The 15,789-nt window shown below is 60.4% G+C and carries 8 protein-coding genes; 1 reads left to right on the plus strand and 7 read right to left on the minus strand.

From position 1 onward, the window contains the following. The first annotated feature begins 96 nt into the window (after positions 1-96). Entirely contained in the window at positions 97-1,431 is a 1,335-nt protein-coding gene (locus tag OOF89_RS10045) for a sodium:calcium antiporter (protein ID WP_266075704.1), read from the plus strand. A 48-nt stretch (positions 1,432-1,479) separates the two neighbouring features. Here the strand turns inward: OOF89_RS10045 and OOF89_RS10050 are convergent, their stop codons facing one another. The 7 genes from OOF89_RS10050 to OOF89_RS10080 all read right to left on the minus strand — a co-directional run bounded on the left by OOF89_RS10050 (position 1,480) and on the right by OOF89_RS10080 (position 15,647). Next, positions 1,480-2,520 (minus strand): hypothetical protein, encoded by a 1,041-nt coding sequence (locus OOF89_RS10050; RefSeq protein ID WP_266075705.1) that lies wholly within the window; start codon positions 2,518-2,520, stop codon positions 1,480-1,482. A gap of 17 nt (positions 2,521-2,537) precedes the next feature. Beyond that, complete coding sequence (locus OOF89_RS10055) at positions 2,538-3,554, minus strand: lipid II:glycine glycyltransferase FemX (RefSeq protein WP_266075708.1); 1,017 nt, start codon at positions 3,552-3,554, stop codon at positions 2,538-2,540. A gap of 3 nt (positions 3,555-3,557) precedes the next feature. Further along, the gene (locus tag OOF89_RS10060) at positions 3,558-5,171 is read right to left on the minus strand and encodes an alkaline phosphatase family protein (protein WP_266075710.1); all 1,614 of its coding nucleotides are present in this window, start codon (positions 5,169-5,171) and stop codon (positions 3,558-3,560) included. Next, a complete protein-coding gene (locus OOF89_RS10065; protein WP_266075712.1) occupies positions 5,164-7,089 on the minus strand; it encodes an asparagine synthase-related protein in 1,926 nt (641 codons plus the stop codon). The genes OOF89_RS10060 and OOF89_RS10065 overlap by 8 nt, the downstream gene beginning before the upstream one ends. A 553-nt stretch (positions 7,090-7,642) precedes the next feature. Next, a complete protein-coding gene (locus OOF89_RS10070) occupies positions 7,643-10,324 on the minus strand; it encodes a glucosidase family protein (protein WP_266075714.1) in 2,682 nt (893 codons plus the stop codon). Between the two features lie 127 nt (positions 10,325-10,451). After that, the gene (locus tag OOF89_RS10075; protein WP_266075716.1) at positions 10,452-11,984 is read right to left on the minus strand and encodes a formate/nitrite transporter family protein; all 1,533 of its coding nucleotides are present in this window, start codon (positions 11,982-11,984) and stop codon (positions 10,452-10,454) included. 249 nt (positions 11,985-12,233) lie between these two features. Continuing rightward, positions 12,234-15,647: a phosphodiester glycosidase family protein gene (locus OOF89_RS10080; RefSeq protein ID WP_266075718.1), complete on the minus strand. Its 3,414-nt coding sequence runs from the start codon at positions 15,645-15,647 to the stop codon at positions 12,234-12,236. Between the last annotated feature and the right edge of the window lie 142 nt (positions 15,648-15,789).

Raw genomic sequence — 15,789 nt, forward strand, 5'->3', positions numbered from 1 at the left:
TTTGGTCCGCTCGTCGAACTCCCTCCCTTTTGAACGCCCTTCCGATGGTCCGGGCGGACGGAACCGTTACCTTGCTCGTCGTTGTTCATCGATGTCATGAGTTCTCCGGTGCGACACCCACTCACTGCCGTCGTCGGAGCGGTGCTCCTCACCACCGCATGGGTCGCCGTCTGGGCGACGAACGCGCAACACGCACTCGGAACGCTCGCCGTCGTGGCTGTGAGCGGACTGGCTATCCTGGGCGCGTCGTTCCTCCTCGCGTGGGGGGCCGAAACCGCGGAAAAGGACGTCCCGCGCGCGTTCGCGCTCGCCATCCTCGCCGTCCTCGCGGTCGCCCCCGAGTATGCGGTCGATGCCTATTTCGCGTGGACCGCCGGCTCGAATGCCGGGACGGAGGCTGGACGGGAGGCCGCGAACCTCGCGGTTGCGAATATGACCGGGGCGAACCGCATCCTTATCGGTCTGGGTTGGTCCGGCATCGCCCTCTTTTCGCTTCATAAGGCCCGACGAAGTGATGCGGCGCAGTATTTCGAACGGGAAGGGCGCTTGAACGACGGGATACCTCTCGACAGGGATATCGCGACCGAGATCCTGTTCCTGTTCGCCGCAACCACCTACGCCTTTTTCATCCCGTTTGGCGGCGGTATCAACGCGATCGATTCCTTCGTGCTGGTCAGTCTGTACCTGGTCTATATCGCCATCATCATTCGAGGCGAGGTGGGTGCCGAAGAACAGGTCGGTGTCCCGGCGTACTTTCAGCGCCGTCCGAAACCGGTTCGAGTTTCGATCGTCCTTTTCCTGTTCTCCTACTCCGGGTTTCTCATCTTCACCGCGGTCGAACCGTTCGCACACGGCTTGGAAAATCTCGGTCTCCAATTCGGCATTCCGCCGTTTTTCATGCTTCAGTGGATTGCACCGTTGGCGAGTGAAAGCCCCGAACTGATCGTGACGGCGTATCTGGTCAACAAAGCGCGAGCGACGGCGGCATTTAACGCGCTCATTTCCTCGAAGTTGAACCAGTGGACGCTCCTCATCGGAACGCTCGTGGTCGTCTATAGCCTTGCTCTCGGCCAGTACGGAGCGCTCCCGTTCGACCGAAAACAGATGGCCGAAATCTGGCTAACGGCGGCTCAGAGCTTCTTCGCTATCTCGGTGCTGGTCAATTTCACCATCAGCGTTCGCGAGGCAGTGACCCTTCTCACGCTGTTTCTCTCGCAAGTGGTAGTGGAGTTCATCCTTCTCCGGACACTTCCGCCCGCCCAGGCCGCGACGTACTCCTATTGGTTGCTCATCGCGTACTCCGTCGTCTACGTCGCTTTGGCACTCTACTTGTTCTGGAAGCGCCACACTGCCCTCCGAGAGGTGCTTCAGTTAACCGCGGCGAAAGTCCGGTACGCACGCATACGGCAGGCTGAGGACTCACAGGACTAACACCGTGCGTTCGCTCGACGGATCGTCGAAACGTCCTCCGAGCAGTGATTACTCGTTCCGCCGGGCAATCGAGGGGAGCACACCGCAGAGCAACCCGGCGACCGCGGCAGCCACGCCGAATCCGTGCTGCCCAGTAGTCGTCGTCCGCGATGGTTCATCCGTAGCGACAGGTGTGGTGTGTGGCATCCGAGGCGACCGACTGGCGTTCGCTGTCGTCGTCCTCGTTGGTGTCGTGGTCGTTCGCGTCGCCGTCCTCGTTGGTGTCGTGGTCGTTCGCGTCGCCGTCGGCGACGTCTCGGTCGGTGCAACGGCTGTCGATGTTGGAGTGCCATCGTCACAGCTTCCACCTCGGATGACGATCGGATGGTCACGCCGGAGGGAACGCCACCGATAGCCGGTCGAGTCCGCAGTGAGTGCACGCCAGTGTTCGACGTCACCCGGATAGTGGTCTTCGTACAATCTCGCATTCTCGTTGAATGCAGGGTCGATTCTGACGACGTCATCGCGGGTGATTCCGCGGAAGGCACCGCCGTCGGCTCCGCCACCGTTGTCTGGGTCGGTTGCCCACGTCCAATCGACGACCCACTCGCCGTCGTTCCGCACGAACCGGTCGTAGTTCGTCGATGCGTTGTACTGGTCGTCCGTGACCGCCCACTCCCCCTCCGACGGTAGTCCGGAAATGGAGAACGTGATCGCTCCACCGCTTTCTCCGCCGCGCATTCCATGCATGAACACGAGACTCGTCCCTCGCGGACCATCGTAGCAGTAAAGGACGCTCTCTCCATTCCGCTGAAACCGTTGTGCCGGACCGTACGAACTGTACCATCCGCTCGGAGTCGTATCCGACGACCGGTAGTCGTAAAACTCCTCGACTGGCACGCGTTCGTCCAGCGTGACCATCGCAAGGGGGAGACAGATGCCGTTTTGTTCGAGAACGAATCCCGATCGTCGGACAGTCGTTTCCGAACGGTGGTCCCCCGCACCATTCGGCGCGCCGACGACACTCGTTGCACCTGCCACCGACCCGAGTGCACCTCCGACTCCGAGGAGAAACGACCGTCGATGCAAGCTGGACACCGTGTCGGTCATCGATTTCGTGTCGTCCGTCACTCCGAAATCACCTTGACCGTCGATGGCAGTCGTCGATAGACACCGGTCACCGCTTTCATCCGTGTCGTCTTTCGCTGTGCTGTATAGTATGCAGCCGGTTCGGGACCGAATTTTGACTTATACCGACAGAGACGAGGTAGGTTCGCACCGACCAAGTCGTACCGAGAGCGACCACGCGATTGCGCGTCTTGCATGATCTGCCAGTCCAGCAAATCGTTGACCGAGAAACCGACGTCGTGTTTCACACCGCCTTGCCATCGATAGATGGTGTCGCCGTATTCGAGCGTCACGATACCGCCGACGATTTCTCCGTCGTGTTCACAGACGTACGGTCTGACACAACCCTCGGGGAGGAGTTCGGACAGTTCGACCACGAACGCGGGATCGATTCGGTATTCCTTTCCTTGGTCGTCGTGGCGTTGCTGTACCTGACCGATTATCGTTTCGAGGGCGTCAGTGTCCCCGTCTCGAATCGTACAGTCCACGTCGTCTCGGTCCCTGATGTTGCTCCGGGCGTCGCGGCTGAACTGCATGAGTAGGTCGTCGCTTTCGAGGTCTACGAGGTACGTGTAGGACGGAGATACGTCGAACCCTTCCCACGAGAACGGTCGGAGGTCAGTGTGGCGGTCCACCGTTCGAACGTCGATGTAATCAGGGGCGATCCGTTCGTCTATCCAATCGAGACACTGTTCGATGAACGTCCGGTGTCTGCGCTCCGCTTTCCGTTGTTTGAGCTTCTCGAAGTTGAGCAATACCGGCCCGAGATAGTACACTTCGAGATGCGGTGGTGGCGAGTACACCATCCGAAACGGCCCTTTCGTCGCCTCGAAAATCGGAAAGAGCCCGACCGGCTCCTGTCCTTTGTAGCCGACGAGAAGCCGTTTATCGGCGTCGGCGGTTCGAGCGAGATGCGAGAGTGCCTCGTATCGATGGAACGGCGTCGTATGTTCCGCTCGGTCTACGTGTTGATTCCACTCGTTTTCGTCTTCCACTTCTGTGATTTCTATCGTCATCGTTCACTCCAAATAGCCAAGTGCCGTCAGTCTGTTTGCTATCGATCCGTCGTCCGTCTCTCGTTTCGATCGGTCGCGTTGTGTCGCGTACGCTCGCCGCTCGGTCGGTTCGACGCACGAGAGTACGTTCCCGTCCATTTCGACGCTCGTCGGGAGGCCGAACAGCGCGAGAATCGTTGGCGTCACGTCGAAGAGGTGAGCATCGGAGAGCGCACCCCGAACGCCATCACCGGCCACAGCGACCACTCCGTCTCGCTTGTGATTCCACGGTTGGCCGGGCGCTGCGAATTGGTGTCCCGCGAGTTCGGCGGAGAGGAAGTGGTCGAAGTCGGCCGGAACCGTGACGATATCGACGGCTCGGTCGGCGTTCGGTCCGTCGAAGTACCGCTCCCGACGACACACTTCCTCGAACATCGGCGTGCCGTCGGGCGTCTCGACACCCCGGAGCTGTTCGACGAGTTCGGTTCGAAGCGCCTCGTATCGTTCGGGTGGAACGACCCCGTCCGGTTCCCTTCCTTCGAGATTGATGCGGACGCCGCACTCGATTCGGGCGCGCATGTAAGCCTGTGACGCCGCGAAATCGACCTGCCTGCTACTCGCCCTGACGAGCCGGTCGGGAACGCAGCGACCGGCGAAGTCGCGGAGGCCGACCGTCTCCAGCAGCTTTCCCGCTCGATGGGTGGTCATTCCATAGCGGGCGGCGAGTGCCGTCGCCGATTCCAGTAGTCCGGGACTGGACGACGTTTCGTCGCCGTCCCGAAGCTGTTCGTCGCGAGTCGGGACCCACGATGGCATCCCGTTCCCACCTTGCCTAACCGCCGTGTAACCATGCTCTGCAAGGAATTCGTTGAGATAGAAGCTGTATCCATCGTACTCTCCAATGCCGTGATCACTGACGACGACGACGGTGTCCGGGTCACAGTCGGCAAGGATTCGCCCGACTTGTTCGTCTACTGCCTCGTACACTGCCTGTACTGTTTCCCGCTCGCCGGGGTGCTCGTGAAAGACCGTATCGGTCTGCTGAAACTGCACGAATCCGAAATCCGGCTCGAATCGGTCGGCCAGATATCGAAACGCGTCCCCGCGCATTTCGATGACCGACCGATATGCCGTCGCTGCGTCCGTCCCCGTCGCGTCGTCGCTGTCCGGATAGATTTGGTATTCCCCGAGTTCGTCGCGTAGATCGTCCAGCAGTCCCGCCGGATGGCAATCGGGCGATTCGGGAGCCATGTACCCCGGAACGAGCGCACCGTCGAATTCACGTGCGGCGTTCGTGACGGGGACGTTGCAAACGACGCTCGTAAATCCATGCCGAGAAAGGTGCTCCCAGACCGGTATCGATTGCACGTGCGACCCGTTGACCACGTCCCAGTCGTAGCCGTCGTAATCGAGGAAACTGAAGACGCCGTGTTTACCCGGGTTGACGCCGGTAAACATCGACGGCCAGGCACTCGGCGTCCACGGCGGAATCTGTGATTCCAACGCCCCTGTTACACCGCCATCGAACACCCGTTCGAGGTTCGGAAGCGACCCCGCCTCGAAGAGCGGTTCCATCACCGAACGACAGGCGCCGTCGAGGCCGATCATGAGCACGCTGAGGCCGTCCTGGTCACTCATCGAACGTCACCGCCGTTCCGGTCAACAATCGACGATTGTCCTCGATCGTCGTCGAATCGTCCTTGTCCACCGCCCCGTCGATGAACTGTTCCGTGACTGGCAGCTTCAGCATCGTCAGAAGCGTGTAGAGTTCGACGGCGTTGTCCGCCCCGGCCACGTGATCACGGTAGCTTTGCTGAACGCGCTCCCAATCGAGGAACGGGAGGGATTCGATGATGCCCCGACGGTCATCGAGTGCGTCCCCGACCAAATCGTGATGTCGGATGTGCTGTTCGTCGTTTGACCACGGTCCCTGCGTCAACCACGGTTCCGGTGGTTCGTTCGAGTCGAAGACTTTCCACCGCAAGGCGTTCGTGTGTTTTCCGACGTACTCTATCGGGAACGAATATTTCACCGGAACACCGGACTCGGAATGTGGTACGTCTGCGAGTTGCGAGTCCAGTCGTTCGATTGCGCGGTTGATGATGTTCCGTCGAACCCGATATCGAACCGGCATCATGAGGTGCAGATCGACGAGACGATTGTCGAGAAACGGCGTTCGATAGGGACGAATCTGACGGAGGCTGTTCGTGTAAATGAGCTCCGTATCGTTCGAAAGCGGATAGTAATCGCTACAGAGGGCGAGTTCCCGTATCGACTTGTATCGAACGCCGTGATGGTCGATACCGTCCTCGTCCCGCGTGATATTGTCCCGGAGTACCTCCTCGACATCGACGACTCCCTCGAGATACGTCGGCGTCTCGACCCCGAGTTCGTCGATGAACTCGTCGATCGATTCCGGAGGGCTTCCCATGGGAAGTGTCATCGTCCCGAGTCCACCGAGCGATATCCGCGGTGACGAAATCGGGTGCGATTTGAAGAGCGTATCGGAGTACAACCCGGATATGAGCACGTCCGCGGAGTCCGTGATATCGTCGGCAAATCCGGTGGGGTACCCCTGTGTGAACCACCCATCGAAGTTCGAAAGCGGCGGGTTTCGCTCGAGTGCCCGCGTCCGATACTCCCGGTCGCGGTGGAGAAAAACGAACTCACTATCAGCAGTCTCGGCGACCCGTTTTGCGGTTTCAGCCTCGCGATTCCACCAACCGTTCATGTGATAGCAGGTGGCTGGTCGATCCATCGCGGCCAGTATCAGTCGCGAATCGCTTCCGCCGCTCAGCAGCAACCCGTACTCGTGGTCGTCACAGACCCACTCGTCGAAGATGCGACGAAAGATATCGGCAAATCGTTCGACGAAGTAGCGAAACGGTTTGTCTACTGGTGTATACTCGGGTCGCCAGTAGCAGCGTGACCGCTGTGTCATGGTGTCTAAGTCGAGCGTCGTTACGCTCGCAGGCGGAAGTTTTTCCACGCCGTCGAGCGGCGTCGTCACCCCGAACGACCGTTTCCACGTGAGATATTCGGCGAGATAGTCGAGATCGTATGACGTCTCGACGCCGGGATAGCGTGGCATCGCCTGGATATCGGTCGAACAGACGACGGTGTCGCTCACGGTTCGCGTGTGGAAGAGCGGATACGACCCGAGTCGGTCGGTGACGAAATGGACTGTCCGTTCGTCTCGGTCGTAGATGACGCCAGCGAACTGCCCGTTTACACGCTCGACGAACTCTATTCCATGCGAATCGTACAAATGCGCACAGTACGTCGTACTGTCCACTGTCGATGGTCGCGGTTCGTACGACCCGTCCGCTTCGACCCCGTACACTTCTCCCTGAATCCAGACCCGTGTGGAACCATCACTCGTCGTGACCGGCTGATCGTCCGCGAGCGACGAATGGAACGCCGTCGAAACTGCGACGTGATCGTCGGCGAACGTCGCGGTTCGATCGTCGTCCGCCCATCGCATCGTCGGATGTGCCGCCACGCCGTGTGTTCGGTCCCCGAAAGCGCCGAACAGCCCTACCATATTCGTCCCCATCGCCGCGCGCCCTCGTCACCCTTCGACGCAGTAGCATCGGAGTATATGCCGCTAATCCTCCCATGAATTTCCGAAGGAACGGACCAACCGGCCGGGTCATGACGGCGTAACTCGCGTAGTCGCGTTTTTCCCCTCATTGATTGTCACGGCACGGACAATCGGGCCGTCGTGGTATTGTTATAGACGGCCTGAGAGACTGATTTGGTGAACCTACTGGATCGGTAATGACCCTCTTCCAACGCACGAACGCGTCATCATCTTCGAATATCGGTTCACTGACCGCCCTCCCCACGTTCGGGTTGACAGCGGTTCCGTACCCGTCCGAACGCTATTCGACCCATCCTGCCATGAATTAGTACCGGAGGTCGTTCCGTGCGAGAAACCGACCCGTTACGAGGTGACGGACTCGAACGGGTGAGCGAGTCATTCTTCGCTCCGCATCTCGCTCGCACTCCTCCGTCCCATCGTAGAGCCACCGAACTTTACCGTAGCCCGTCCCTGACTTCGTGTTTTTCGTGACTCGAAAATATATTACTCACGACTGATCGGCAGATTATCGTCGTGTTCGGACCACGAGCGTGTGTGAATCGTTCGGCTCCGCGTCCACGAGTATCTCCTTCCCACGATTGGTGATTCGAGTTTTACACGCCTCGACAGCCTCACCGTCGAGCGTCACCGACGCGATATCGGCGTCCCGTGGAACGACGTGACCGATAGTGAGGGTGTCGATTTCCACATCGGGCACGGTTCGCGTTCGATAGAGTCCGGAACCGCCGGGTGCCATCGCCGACATCGCGACGGCACCGTCGGACCCGAGGCGGATGCTCTTCCCGGCGACGCGTGGCAAATGCGGCGGGATCTGCGGCACGACCGTCAGGCGACGGCGGCCCATATCCGGTCGAACTCCGAGGTAGTGGCGCACGACCGGCCAAAGCGTTCCGTACGTCCCCCACGCTTGGAGCACCATCGCTCGCGCGGTAAACCCCTTGTCGATGGAACGTCCGTAGGTCGGTGAGGGGGCGATTTCCGGCATCGCACCCGGCTGTTCGTCGGGGTCGGGAAGTTGGAGGTTCGCATTCGCATGCACATACCGTCGTTGCTGGTCGGGTCCCAACCGCCCGTAGTTCCCCTCGCCGACCGCCATAACCGCGCTGTTCAGCGTGAATATACTCCGCTCGGTGGCGTCCTTCGTGTGGTCGTACTCCGCCGCGTCACACCCTGGCGCGCCAGTGTGATAGAGTCCTTCGTTTCGACGTCGTTCCGAGTCGTCACCGACGCCACTGTAACAGTTCGACTCTCGAAGGGAGAGCGCGGCGTTGCCGTGCGCTCCGCTCGCGATTCCGGGAACGACGTCGCCCATCGTATCGACGTACTCCGCCGACATCGGGGTGACGCCGATCCAGTGTCGCTGGTAAATTCGGCGGTTCGTTTCGTCCTCGTCGGGCGGATTTTCGAGGGAACCGGCGTGTTGTGGGATCTCCGGAATCCACCACGTTTCCGTAAACGCACACTGCATCGCCCCCGCACGGTCGATCGCCCACTCGACTGTTTCTTCGTCACCCTTGCTCCGTGCCATATCGGCGAGTGCGTACAGGCCGCGAATGGTGTAAACGGCCACGTCCAACTTCCGATCACCCATACCGGGTCGTTCGACGTTTCCTTCGCCGGTCGGCCAGAGACCGCCGTCACCCGTGAGTTCCTCCACGACGTACTGCATCCCGTCGATCATGAATTCGTAGAGTTCGTCGCGGAAGTCGTCGTCACCGGTCCATCGCCAGATCGCATGCACGGCCATCGGGAGCTTGACCGTCTCGTCGGTATTGCCCGAATCCGAGTTCGCGCCGTAGTACACCGACCCATCAGTAACGACTTCGTGGACAGCCTTTCCGGTCTCCCCGTTGACCAATCGGCTCACCTGCCGTATCGCCCGCATGTGATCTTTCGGCACGTCGAACTGTCCGGCAGCCAACGCCGCAAACGTCGTATATTCTCCGTCTACGGCGAACAGCCACTGATAATCCGGAAACCCGGCACCGTAAAACCGTAGTGTATCGATGTTTCCCAGTGGTTCCGGATACTCGGTCCCCTCGTTCGTATATCTGACGTCGAGGTCGTGTGCTTCCTGTACGCTGTCGGCGAGGTTTTGCTTGCTCCATTCGATCGACTGCTCCAACAGTGGGTCGCCGGGGAGCGAGATCCGCGTTCGATTCGCGATCGATCGGCGGTGCTCCACCTTGCGACGGAGCGTCGTGACCGGGTCGTAGAGAACGGATTCGAGCGTATCGACGGCGTCGTCCGGCCCGGATTCCGACCCAGCGACGGCGACCCAGACCGTTCTCGACGAATTCGCGGGGACGTCGATTTCGTACCGAAGACGGCCGCCACGACCGTTTCCGGCTTTCGAATCGTCACAGCGTGCGACCCTCGACTCGTCCGCCGTCCTTTCGCCGCTTTCGGCCTCGTCGGGGGGGCAGATGGTAGCCGGGGACTGTGGCCCCCAATAGCCGTCGCCGATTTCGTGGCTGACCGGTTCGAGCGTCGTGCCGACCGCTGTATTCCAGTCGTGGTGTGCCGCATTTTCGACTGGTGGCGTCCCTTCCTCCCGAAATCGAAGATATCTATCCCCGAACTCGACCGAATCCTCGCGGTTGAACTCGCTTTGGGACGGCGACGTCCCGCTCCACGGATATGCGCTCATGAGTTCCGAACGAGCGTCTATCGTCAAGGTGAACGATTCGTCGTCGTCACCCGCGGTGAAACGGAGCCCGAAGAGCGCGGCGCGTTCGTCATCGGGGACGAAATCGGTTCGCTGGACGGATACGTCCTCGTGGTTCGGGAGATCCATCGAAACGTATCCGAACCCGCTCGTGAACCGATCGGCCGGTTCGAGCCATTCGCCGTCGATGCCGAACCAGATGCCGTCGAGAAGCTTGATCGGGGGACTCCAGATGCCGCCCATCTCGCCGGAGATATGCCATCCCATCGCGGGGAACCGACCGGACTCATCGCCCACGATGTACGCTCGGTTGCCGGTCGTCACGTATCTCCGGTCGGCCAATCGGTCCGTTACCGAAAGTGTCGGTGTTTGCGGAAGTTCGTCCGACGATCCCGTGGTCTTGGAGTCGTCCGCTGTCGCCGGTGCAACGACTGGTAACACGCTCGCCGCAACCGTCCCTTCGATGAATCGCCGACGGGTCGGATGATCACGGCTACTGCCATTGGTATTTCCTGACACACGTTCGAGAAGGGAAGCGGCATTCTTATCTCTTTCATAGAAATATAAAAATAATAAAATAGATACAAAATAGAACGTGGTGGCTCAGTGAATGGTGGATCGGTACCGGAGTGAAAGCGGATATCGGCTAACTCCGCCGTTCGGCCGAGGACGTTCCCGCTAGTTCTTCGGACGAGTCGCCCCGCTCTCGTTTTCGGAGATACTCGTGCACGCGGGGGCCGAACAGCCACTCCGACCAAGACAGTTCGAATCGGCGTCGGTCTTGTTCCGGAAAGCGCCGGTTTTCGGTCATACTGAAGTTTACGAGCGCGACGAACACGATACCCCCGATAGTGTTTCCGAGCACGACCGGAACGAAGAAGTCCCCGAAGACGGTTCCGAGGCTCGCGCTTCCGGCGAAAACCAAAAAGAGCACCTCACACGCACCGACGACGCAGTGAAAGAGGTCGGCGATGGGGATGATAATCATGATGGCGTACACGATAAGGAGTCGGGAGATCGTCTCCCGCGCAGCGTGAACCAACCATACCATCGTTGCGACGAGGCCGCCAGCGAAGATACCCTTGTAGAAGAGCGCGGACCACGAGGTGTGCATGGCGTGCTCGCCCAATCGGTGGGCTGTTTCAGCCACCGTGGGATCGAAAATACCGGTTCTCGCGAGGAAGAACGCACTGATTCCAGCGCCGATGACGTTCGCGGCGAGAACGATGGTCCAGAGGCGGAGCAGTTGCGGGAGACTGGCGAGACGCGTCAGAACGAGGGTTACCGGTGTCAGCGTGTTTTCCGTAAACAGCTGATAGCTCCCGATGACGATCATCACGAAACCGATGGGATACAGGAGGTTCCCCAGCCCCACGTTACCGGGGTACGCAGTCGTCATCGCTGCGCGTGCAAGAAACGTCGCACCGACGCTCAACCCCGCGGCGAGTCCACTGAAAAACAACAGTCGCGTGCTTCGTTCGATTTCGTCGTCCGCGGTCGCCGTTACTCGTTGAAAGATCTCGTCCGCCGAAAACCGATCACGAACGGCTTCGCCAGCGGCGGGTGCCCCGCGGCGGGAACGGTCTATCGTCTCACGGAGTTCGTGATTTTCGAACCGTAGCGATCGTTTCACGTCGGCAAGGTCCCCCGTATTCGCGATGGCGGCGAGCAACGGTTCGAACTCGTATGGGCCGTCGTACCGTTCACCGTTGATGTAGAACGTCGGCGTTCCGTTTACACCACTGTTGATGCCGTTCCGAAAGTCCGCCTCGACTCGTTCTTCGTGGACTCCTCGGTCGAGTTCGTCCGTGAATCGATCCACGTCCAGTTCGAGCTCCTCCGCGTAGCGGACGAAATCCTCTCGTGTGAGTGCATCCTGGCGTTGATAGAGGATGTCGTACATATCCCAGAATCGACCTTGTTCGGCGGCGGCCTCCGCCGCTTCGGCGGCTTGCTGCGCTCGTGGATGCTGTTGTGTGAGCGGAAAATGACGAAAGACGAACCGAATCTGTGTTCCGACTCGGTTCAAAATTCGGCGGACGACGGGATAGAAATCGCCGCAGTAGGGGCATTCGAAATCCCCGTATTCGACGAGCGTGATCGGCGCATCGTCGGACCCACGAATATGATCTCGTTCATCCACCGGTACGGTCAGCGTGTTGTTTTCGGTTTGGCTCATGTGAAACCCACCATTCAACCCTCCCGCTTCAACGCGAAAGTTCGAATCCGACGAGAACGCGGGAGTCGGTAATCACGGCGTCTCCGGTCCATTCTCGGGGTCCGACCTTCGCTCGACAACCACTCCAACAATCGGTAGTACAGCCCTTGGCTAAGTAGTAGAATAACACTGTCGCCGATGGATACTCGTCCGCCGAGTAGTTCGAAACGATGTGCCCAGATTCGAGAGATGGTCGTAAGGCGAGATCGATCAGTTTCCGGCTTTCACCGTCACTTGTACTTGCTCGCTCGTCCCGTTGGACTCGACTCGTAGGACGACCGTCCCCGACCGCATCCCCGTCAGCTCGCCCGTCGTCGGGTCGAACCGCGCGACGTATTCGTCGGCGGTTGCTTTCTGATCGTCTTCCCGCCCGTCGTTTTCGTCGTTCTCGTCGGCGTCCGCGACGAGCAGGTTCGAACTCCCATCCCAACGGACGGTTGCGGGATACCGAAGTGGGAACGTCAGGCCCGCCGCTTGCTCACCGGTTGCGATGACGGTTGCGGTCTCCCCGACGGCCAACGAATCGGGCGCGCCGAGGTCGATTCCCTCGAGCAGTGGTCGAACCTCGGCCCGAAGCCAATCCGTTCGTTCGACGGGGTCGTCGCTCCGTTCGATCCCTCCATCGATGCCGAACAGTCGCCATTCGCGGAATCCGCCGTTCGCCGCTGGTCCATAGGGGTCCTTTCCGCTGGTCCCGAGGACCGTGTAGGGAACGCCTTCGACGCGGCTGAAATCGACCGTCCCGGCGTGCCCAGCGACGTACGTCGCACCCTTCCCGTCGGACCGTCTTCGGAAGGCGGTCAGCCACTCCTCGATCAGTTCGGCCTCCATCCGGTCGCCGAGTTGGCTGTTGTCGGTCGGAAGCGGGTCACGGGTCGGATGATGGGCCATCACGACCACGTTGTTCACCGAATCGTCCGTAGCGGCTTCCTGCAGTCCCTGTCGGAGGTCGAACAGCTGTCGGAATTCCGCAGTTCGGAACGACCCGGTCGAGGAGTCGAGGAGGAAGAAACGAGTCCCGTCGTGGTCGAAAACATATCGTCGGTTTCCGAAGGCGGCATCGAAGTTCGATAGGTCGCTCGGTCCGACTCGCTCGTGGTTGCCGGGGATGTAGTAGACCGGAAGCGCGTCCCCGACTTCCTCGCGGAGAATGCGCTGTGCGAGGTCGTAGTCCCGAGCGTAACCCCTATCCACGAAATCCCCGACGATGACGAGAAATTCGGGGTCGGCCGCGACGATTTCACGAAGGGTTCGACGGGCCAATTCGACGGTCAGGCCGTCGGGATTGTCGCCGACGAACTGACTGTCGGCCATCGCCGCGAACGTCCATCGGTCGTCGGAAAGCGTGTCGTTCCGGACGACCATCGGGTCCGGTTCGGTCTCCGAATCGGGAACGGACACTGGCGGCGTCACCTTCACCGTAAGGTCATCGAACACGAGGCTGCCAGTGTACTGTTGGTCGGACGATGCTTCGACCGGATAGAGGTGCGAGAACTGCAGCGGATACTCCACACCCGCGGGAACGAGCGCTTCGACGTACTGCCACCCGGTCCAATCGACGCTGTACGTGAAGTTGAGGCGATGTGCGACGCCCGCGGCATCGTAAACGACGCCCCGGAGCCACGCGCCTCGTCCGTCACCGTGTACCCACACCCCGATACGCTGTGGTTCACCGGGGAGGTCGATGTTCGATTCGGTTCTCGCATAGACCGCTCGTGTCGCAGTCGTCGTGCTGAAATCGTACTCCAATTCGAGGCCAGTCCCGTTTCGACCCTCGACGAACGACATCGACCCCTCGACCGCGCTCGGGTAGCGCGAAAAGTACCACGCCGAGGGGTCCTCGAAGCCGGACACCTGTTCGGTAGCCAGTCCGACTGATACCGGAAGATACGCCTCCTCGTTCAGCACGGAGACGGTGACGAGTGTCGAACCGTTCCTCCCCTTCGGCGTGACGCTGAAGACGCCTTCGTCGGTCGGTTCGATGGTTACGAGCGATTCGTCGTAGCTCAGGGAGATATCCCGTGGTTCGACCGGCGCGGTGTAACCCTGTGCATCGAACCCGAGCACCGCGAACGTCGAGGAATCGTCTGCCGCGAGACCGATCCGCTTCGTATCGGCCTCGATACGATCGAGATCGCCGAGAACGCGCAACTCGGTTGCACTTTTTGCCTGCCCTCTGTGCGCGACTGCCTCACCGGAACCCGACTTCCGCGCGGTAACGATACCATCGTCGTCGAACCGTCCGAGCTTTCCGGGCACGGCCCGCCACTGTTTCGGCGTCGCTTCGACCGGTGTATACGTCTCGTCGTGTGCCATCGCTTCGAACTGGCGCGAGAGATTGGGGAAGACTCGGTGCGTGTTCTCGCCGTCGAGAACCGGTGTCACGTTGAATCCGTCCAGAGTGCCACTTCCCCCTTCGACCGCTAAGCCGAAGCCGTTGGACACCGGTCGCTCGCTGCCATCGGAGGGGTCATTTCGAACGCGAACGCCCGCCTCGCCCGGTTCGCGAGCAACGAGGGTAGACGAGCCACCGCCGTCCAGATTGAGGGCGGCGCTCGCGCCGAGGTCTCGCATCGCTTCGCCGAGTTCACGGAGGCTCGCACCACGACTGTCGCGTTGGCGTCCGTCGACGACGAACAGGAACAGCGTCTTTCCGTCCGCGGAAACACCCGCTGCGGTTCGCGGTTCCAGTCGGTCATCATCGAGACTCTCGGGGATCTTTCCATCGATCACGAGCCGGGTGCCGCCACCGATGGCCACGTCCAACGGGCTGTTGGCGTCCGTTTTCGGCCCGTAGGTAACGGAAACCGAGTCGCCTTTCCAGAGTGCCGAGAGTGCGTCGGCACCCGCCCCCCGACCGGCGAGGACGTACGAATCGTCCGGAATCGTGCCGTCGCCCGCCGGAGACGGCGACGACACGACCGTTTCGTTCCGAACGAGTACTTCCACGGTTCCGGGCCGCTCGACGTCGTTCCAGAGTGGCGTATACAGTCCGATACCGCCGTCCGAGATCGTTGGTTGGTTCAGCGCCACGAGTGGATGGTTCCCGTTCGGTAGTTCCACATGCCCTTCAAGCACGACCTGTGCGATGCGACCAAGGCCATCCCGTTCGACGGCGACGGTACTCGTTCGGCCTGTCGCTGGCGACGACCGAATCTCGCCGTTACCGATTTCGGCTCCGATAGGTGAGTCGGTGTTCCCTATGTCGAAGAAATCGCCGTTGACGCCCGCCACTGCGCCCCTGTTTTCGGCGAGGGTCGAGACCGTCTCTCGACTCGTGACGCCGGGAGAGAGGAGTTGTCCGTCGTTCGATGCCTCGTCGAGCGCGACAGTGAGCAGGTCGCAATCGAGCCACCCGCGTTCGGTGAGACGGACGAACGACTGGTACTCGATACCGGGTGCGACGGGTGTCGTTCCCGATTCGACGATTATCGCGTTTTCTGCCTCGCCAGCGAGCGTGGCGTCCTCGATTTCACCGAGGTCGCTCGTGAATCGACTTGCGTCTCCTGCCACCGCCGTCCCGACGCTTCCCGTCGCGGCCGCGCTCAGCGAGATCGCACCCGCAATGCCGTGGAGATAGTTTCGCCTCGACTCCGATACGTTTCGCTCCGGTGTTTCTGACATCCGCAAATATAACAGTGCTTATCTATCTTAATATTAACTCCCAATTACTAATTTTCACTACATAGGTCATCCGTTTCCTTTCCACTCTATCGTTCGGATATCGTATGGACTCGGCCAGTAGCGTCCGGGTCTGTGGTTCGAC

This window comes from Haladaptatus caseinilyticus (genome assembly GCF_026248685.1).
GTDB lineage: Archaea > Halobacteriota > Halobacteria > Halobacteriales > Haladaptataceae > Haladaptatus > Haladaptatus caseinilyticus.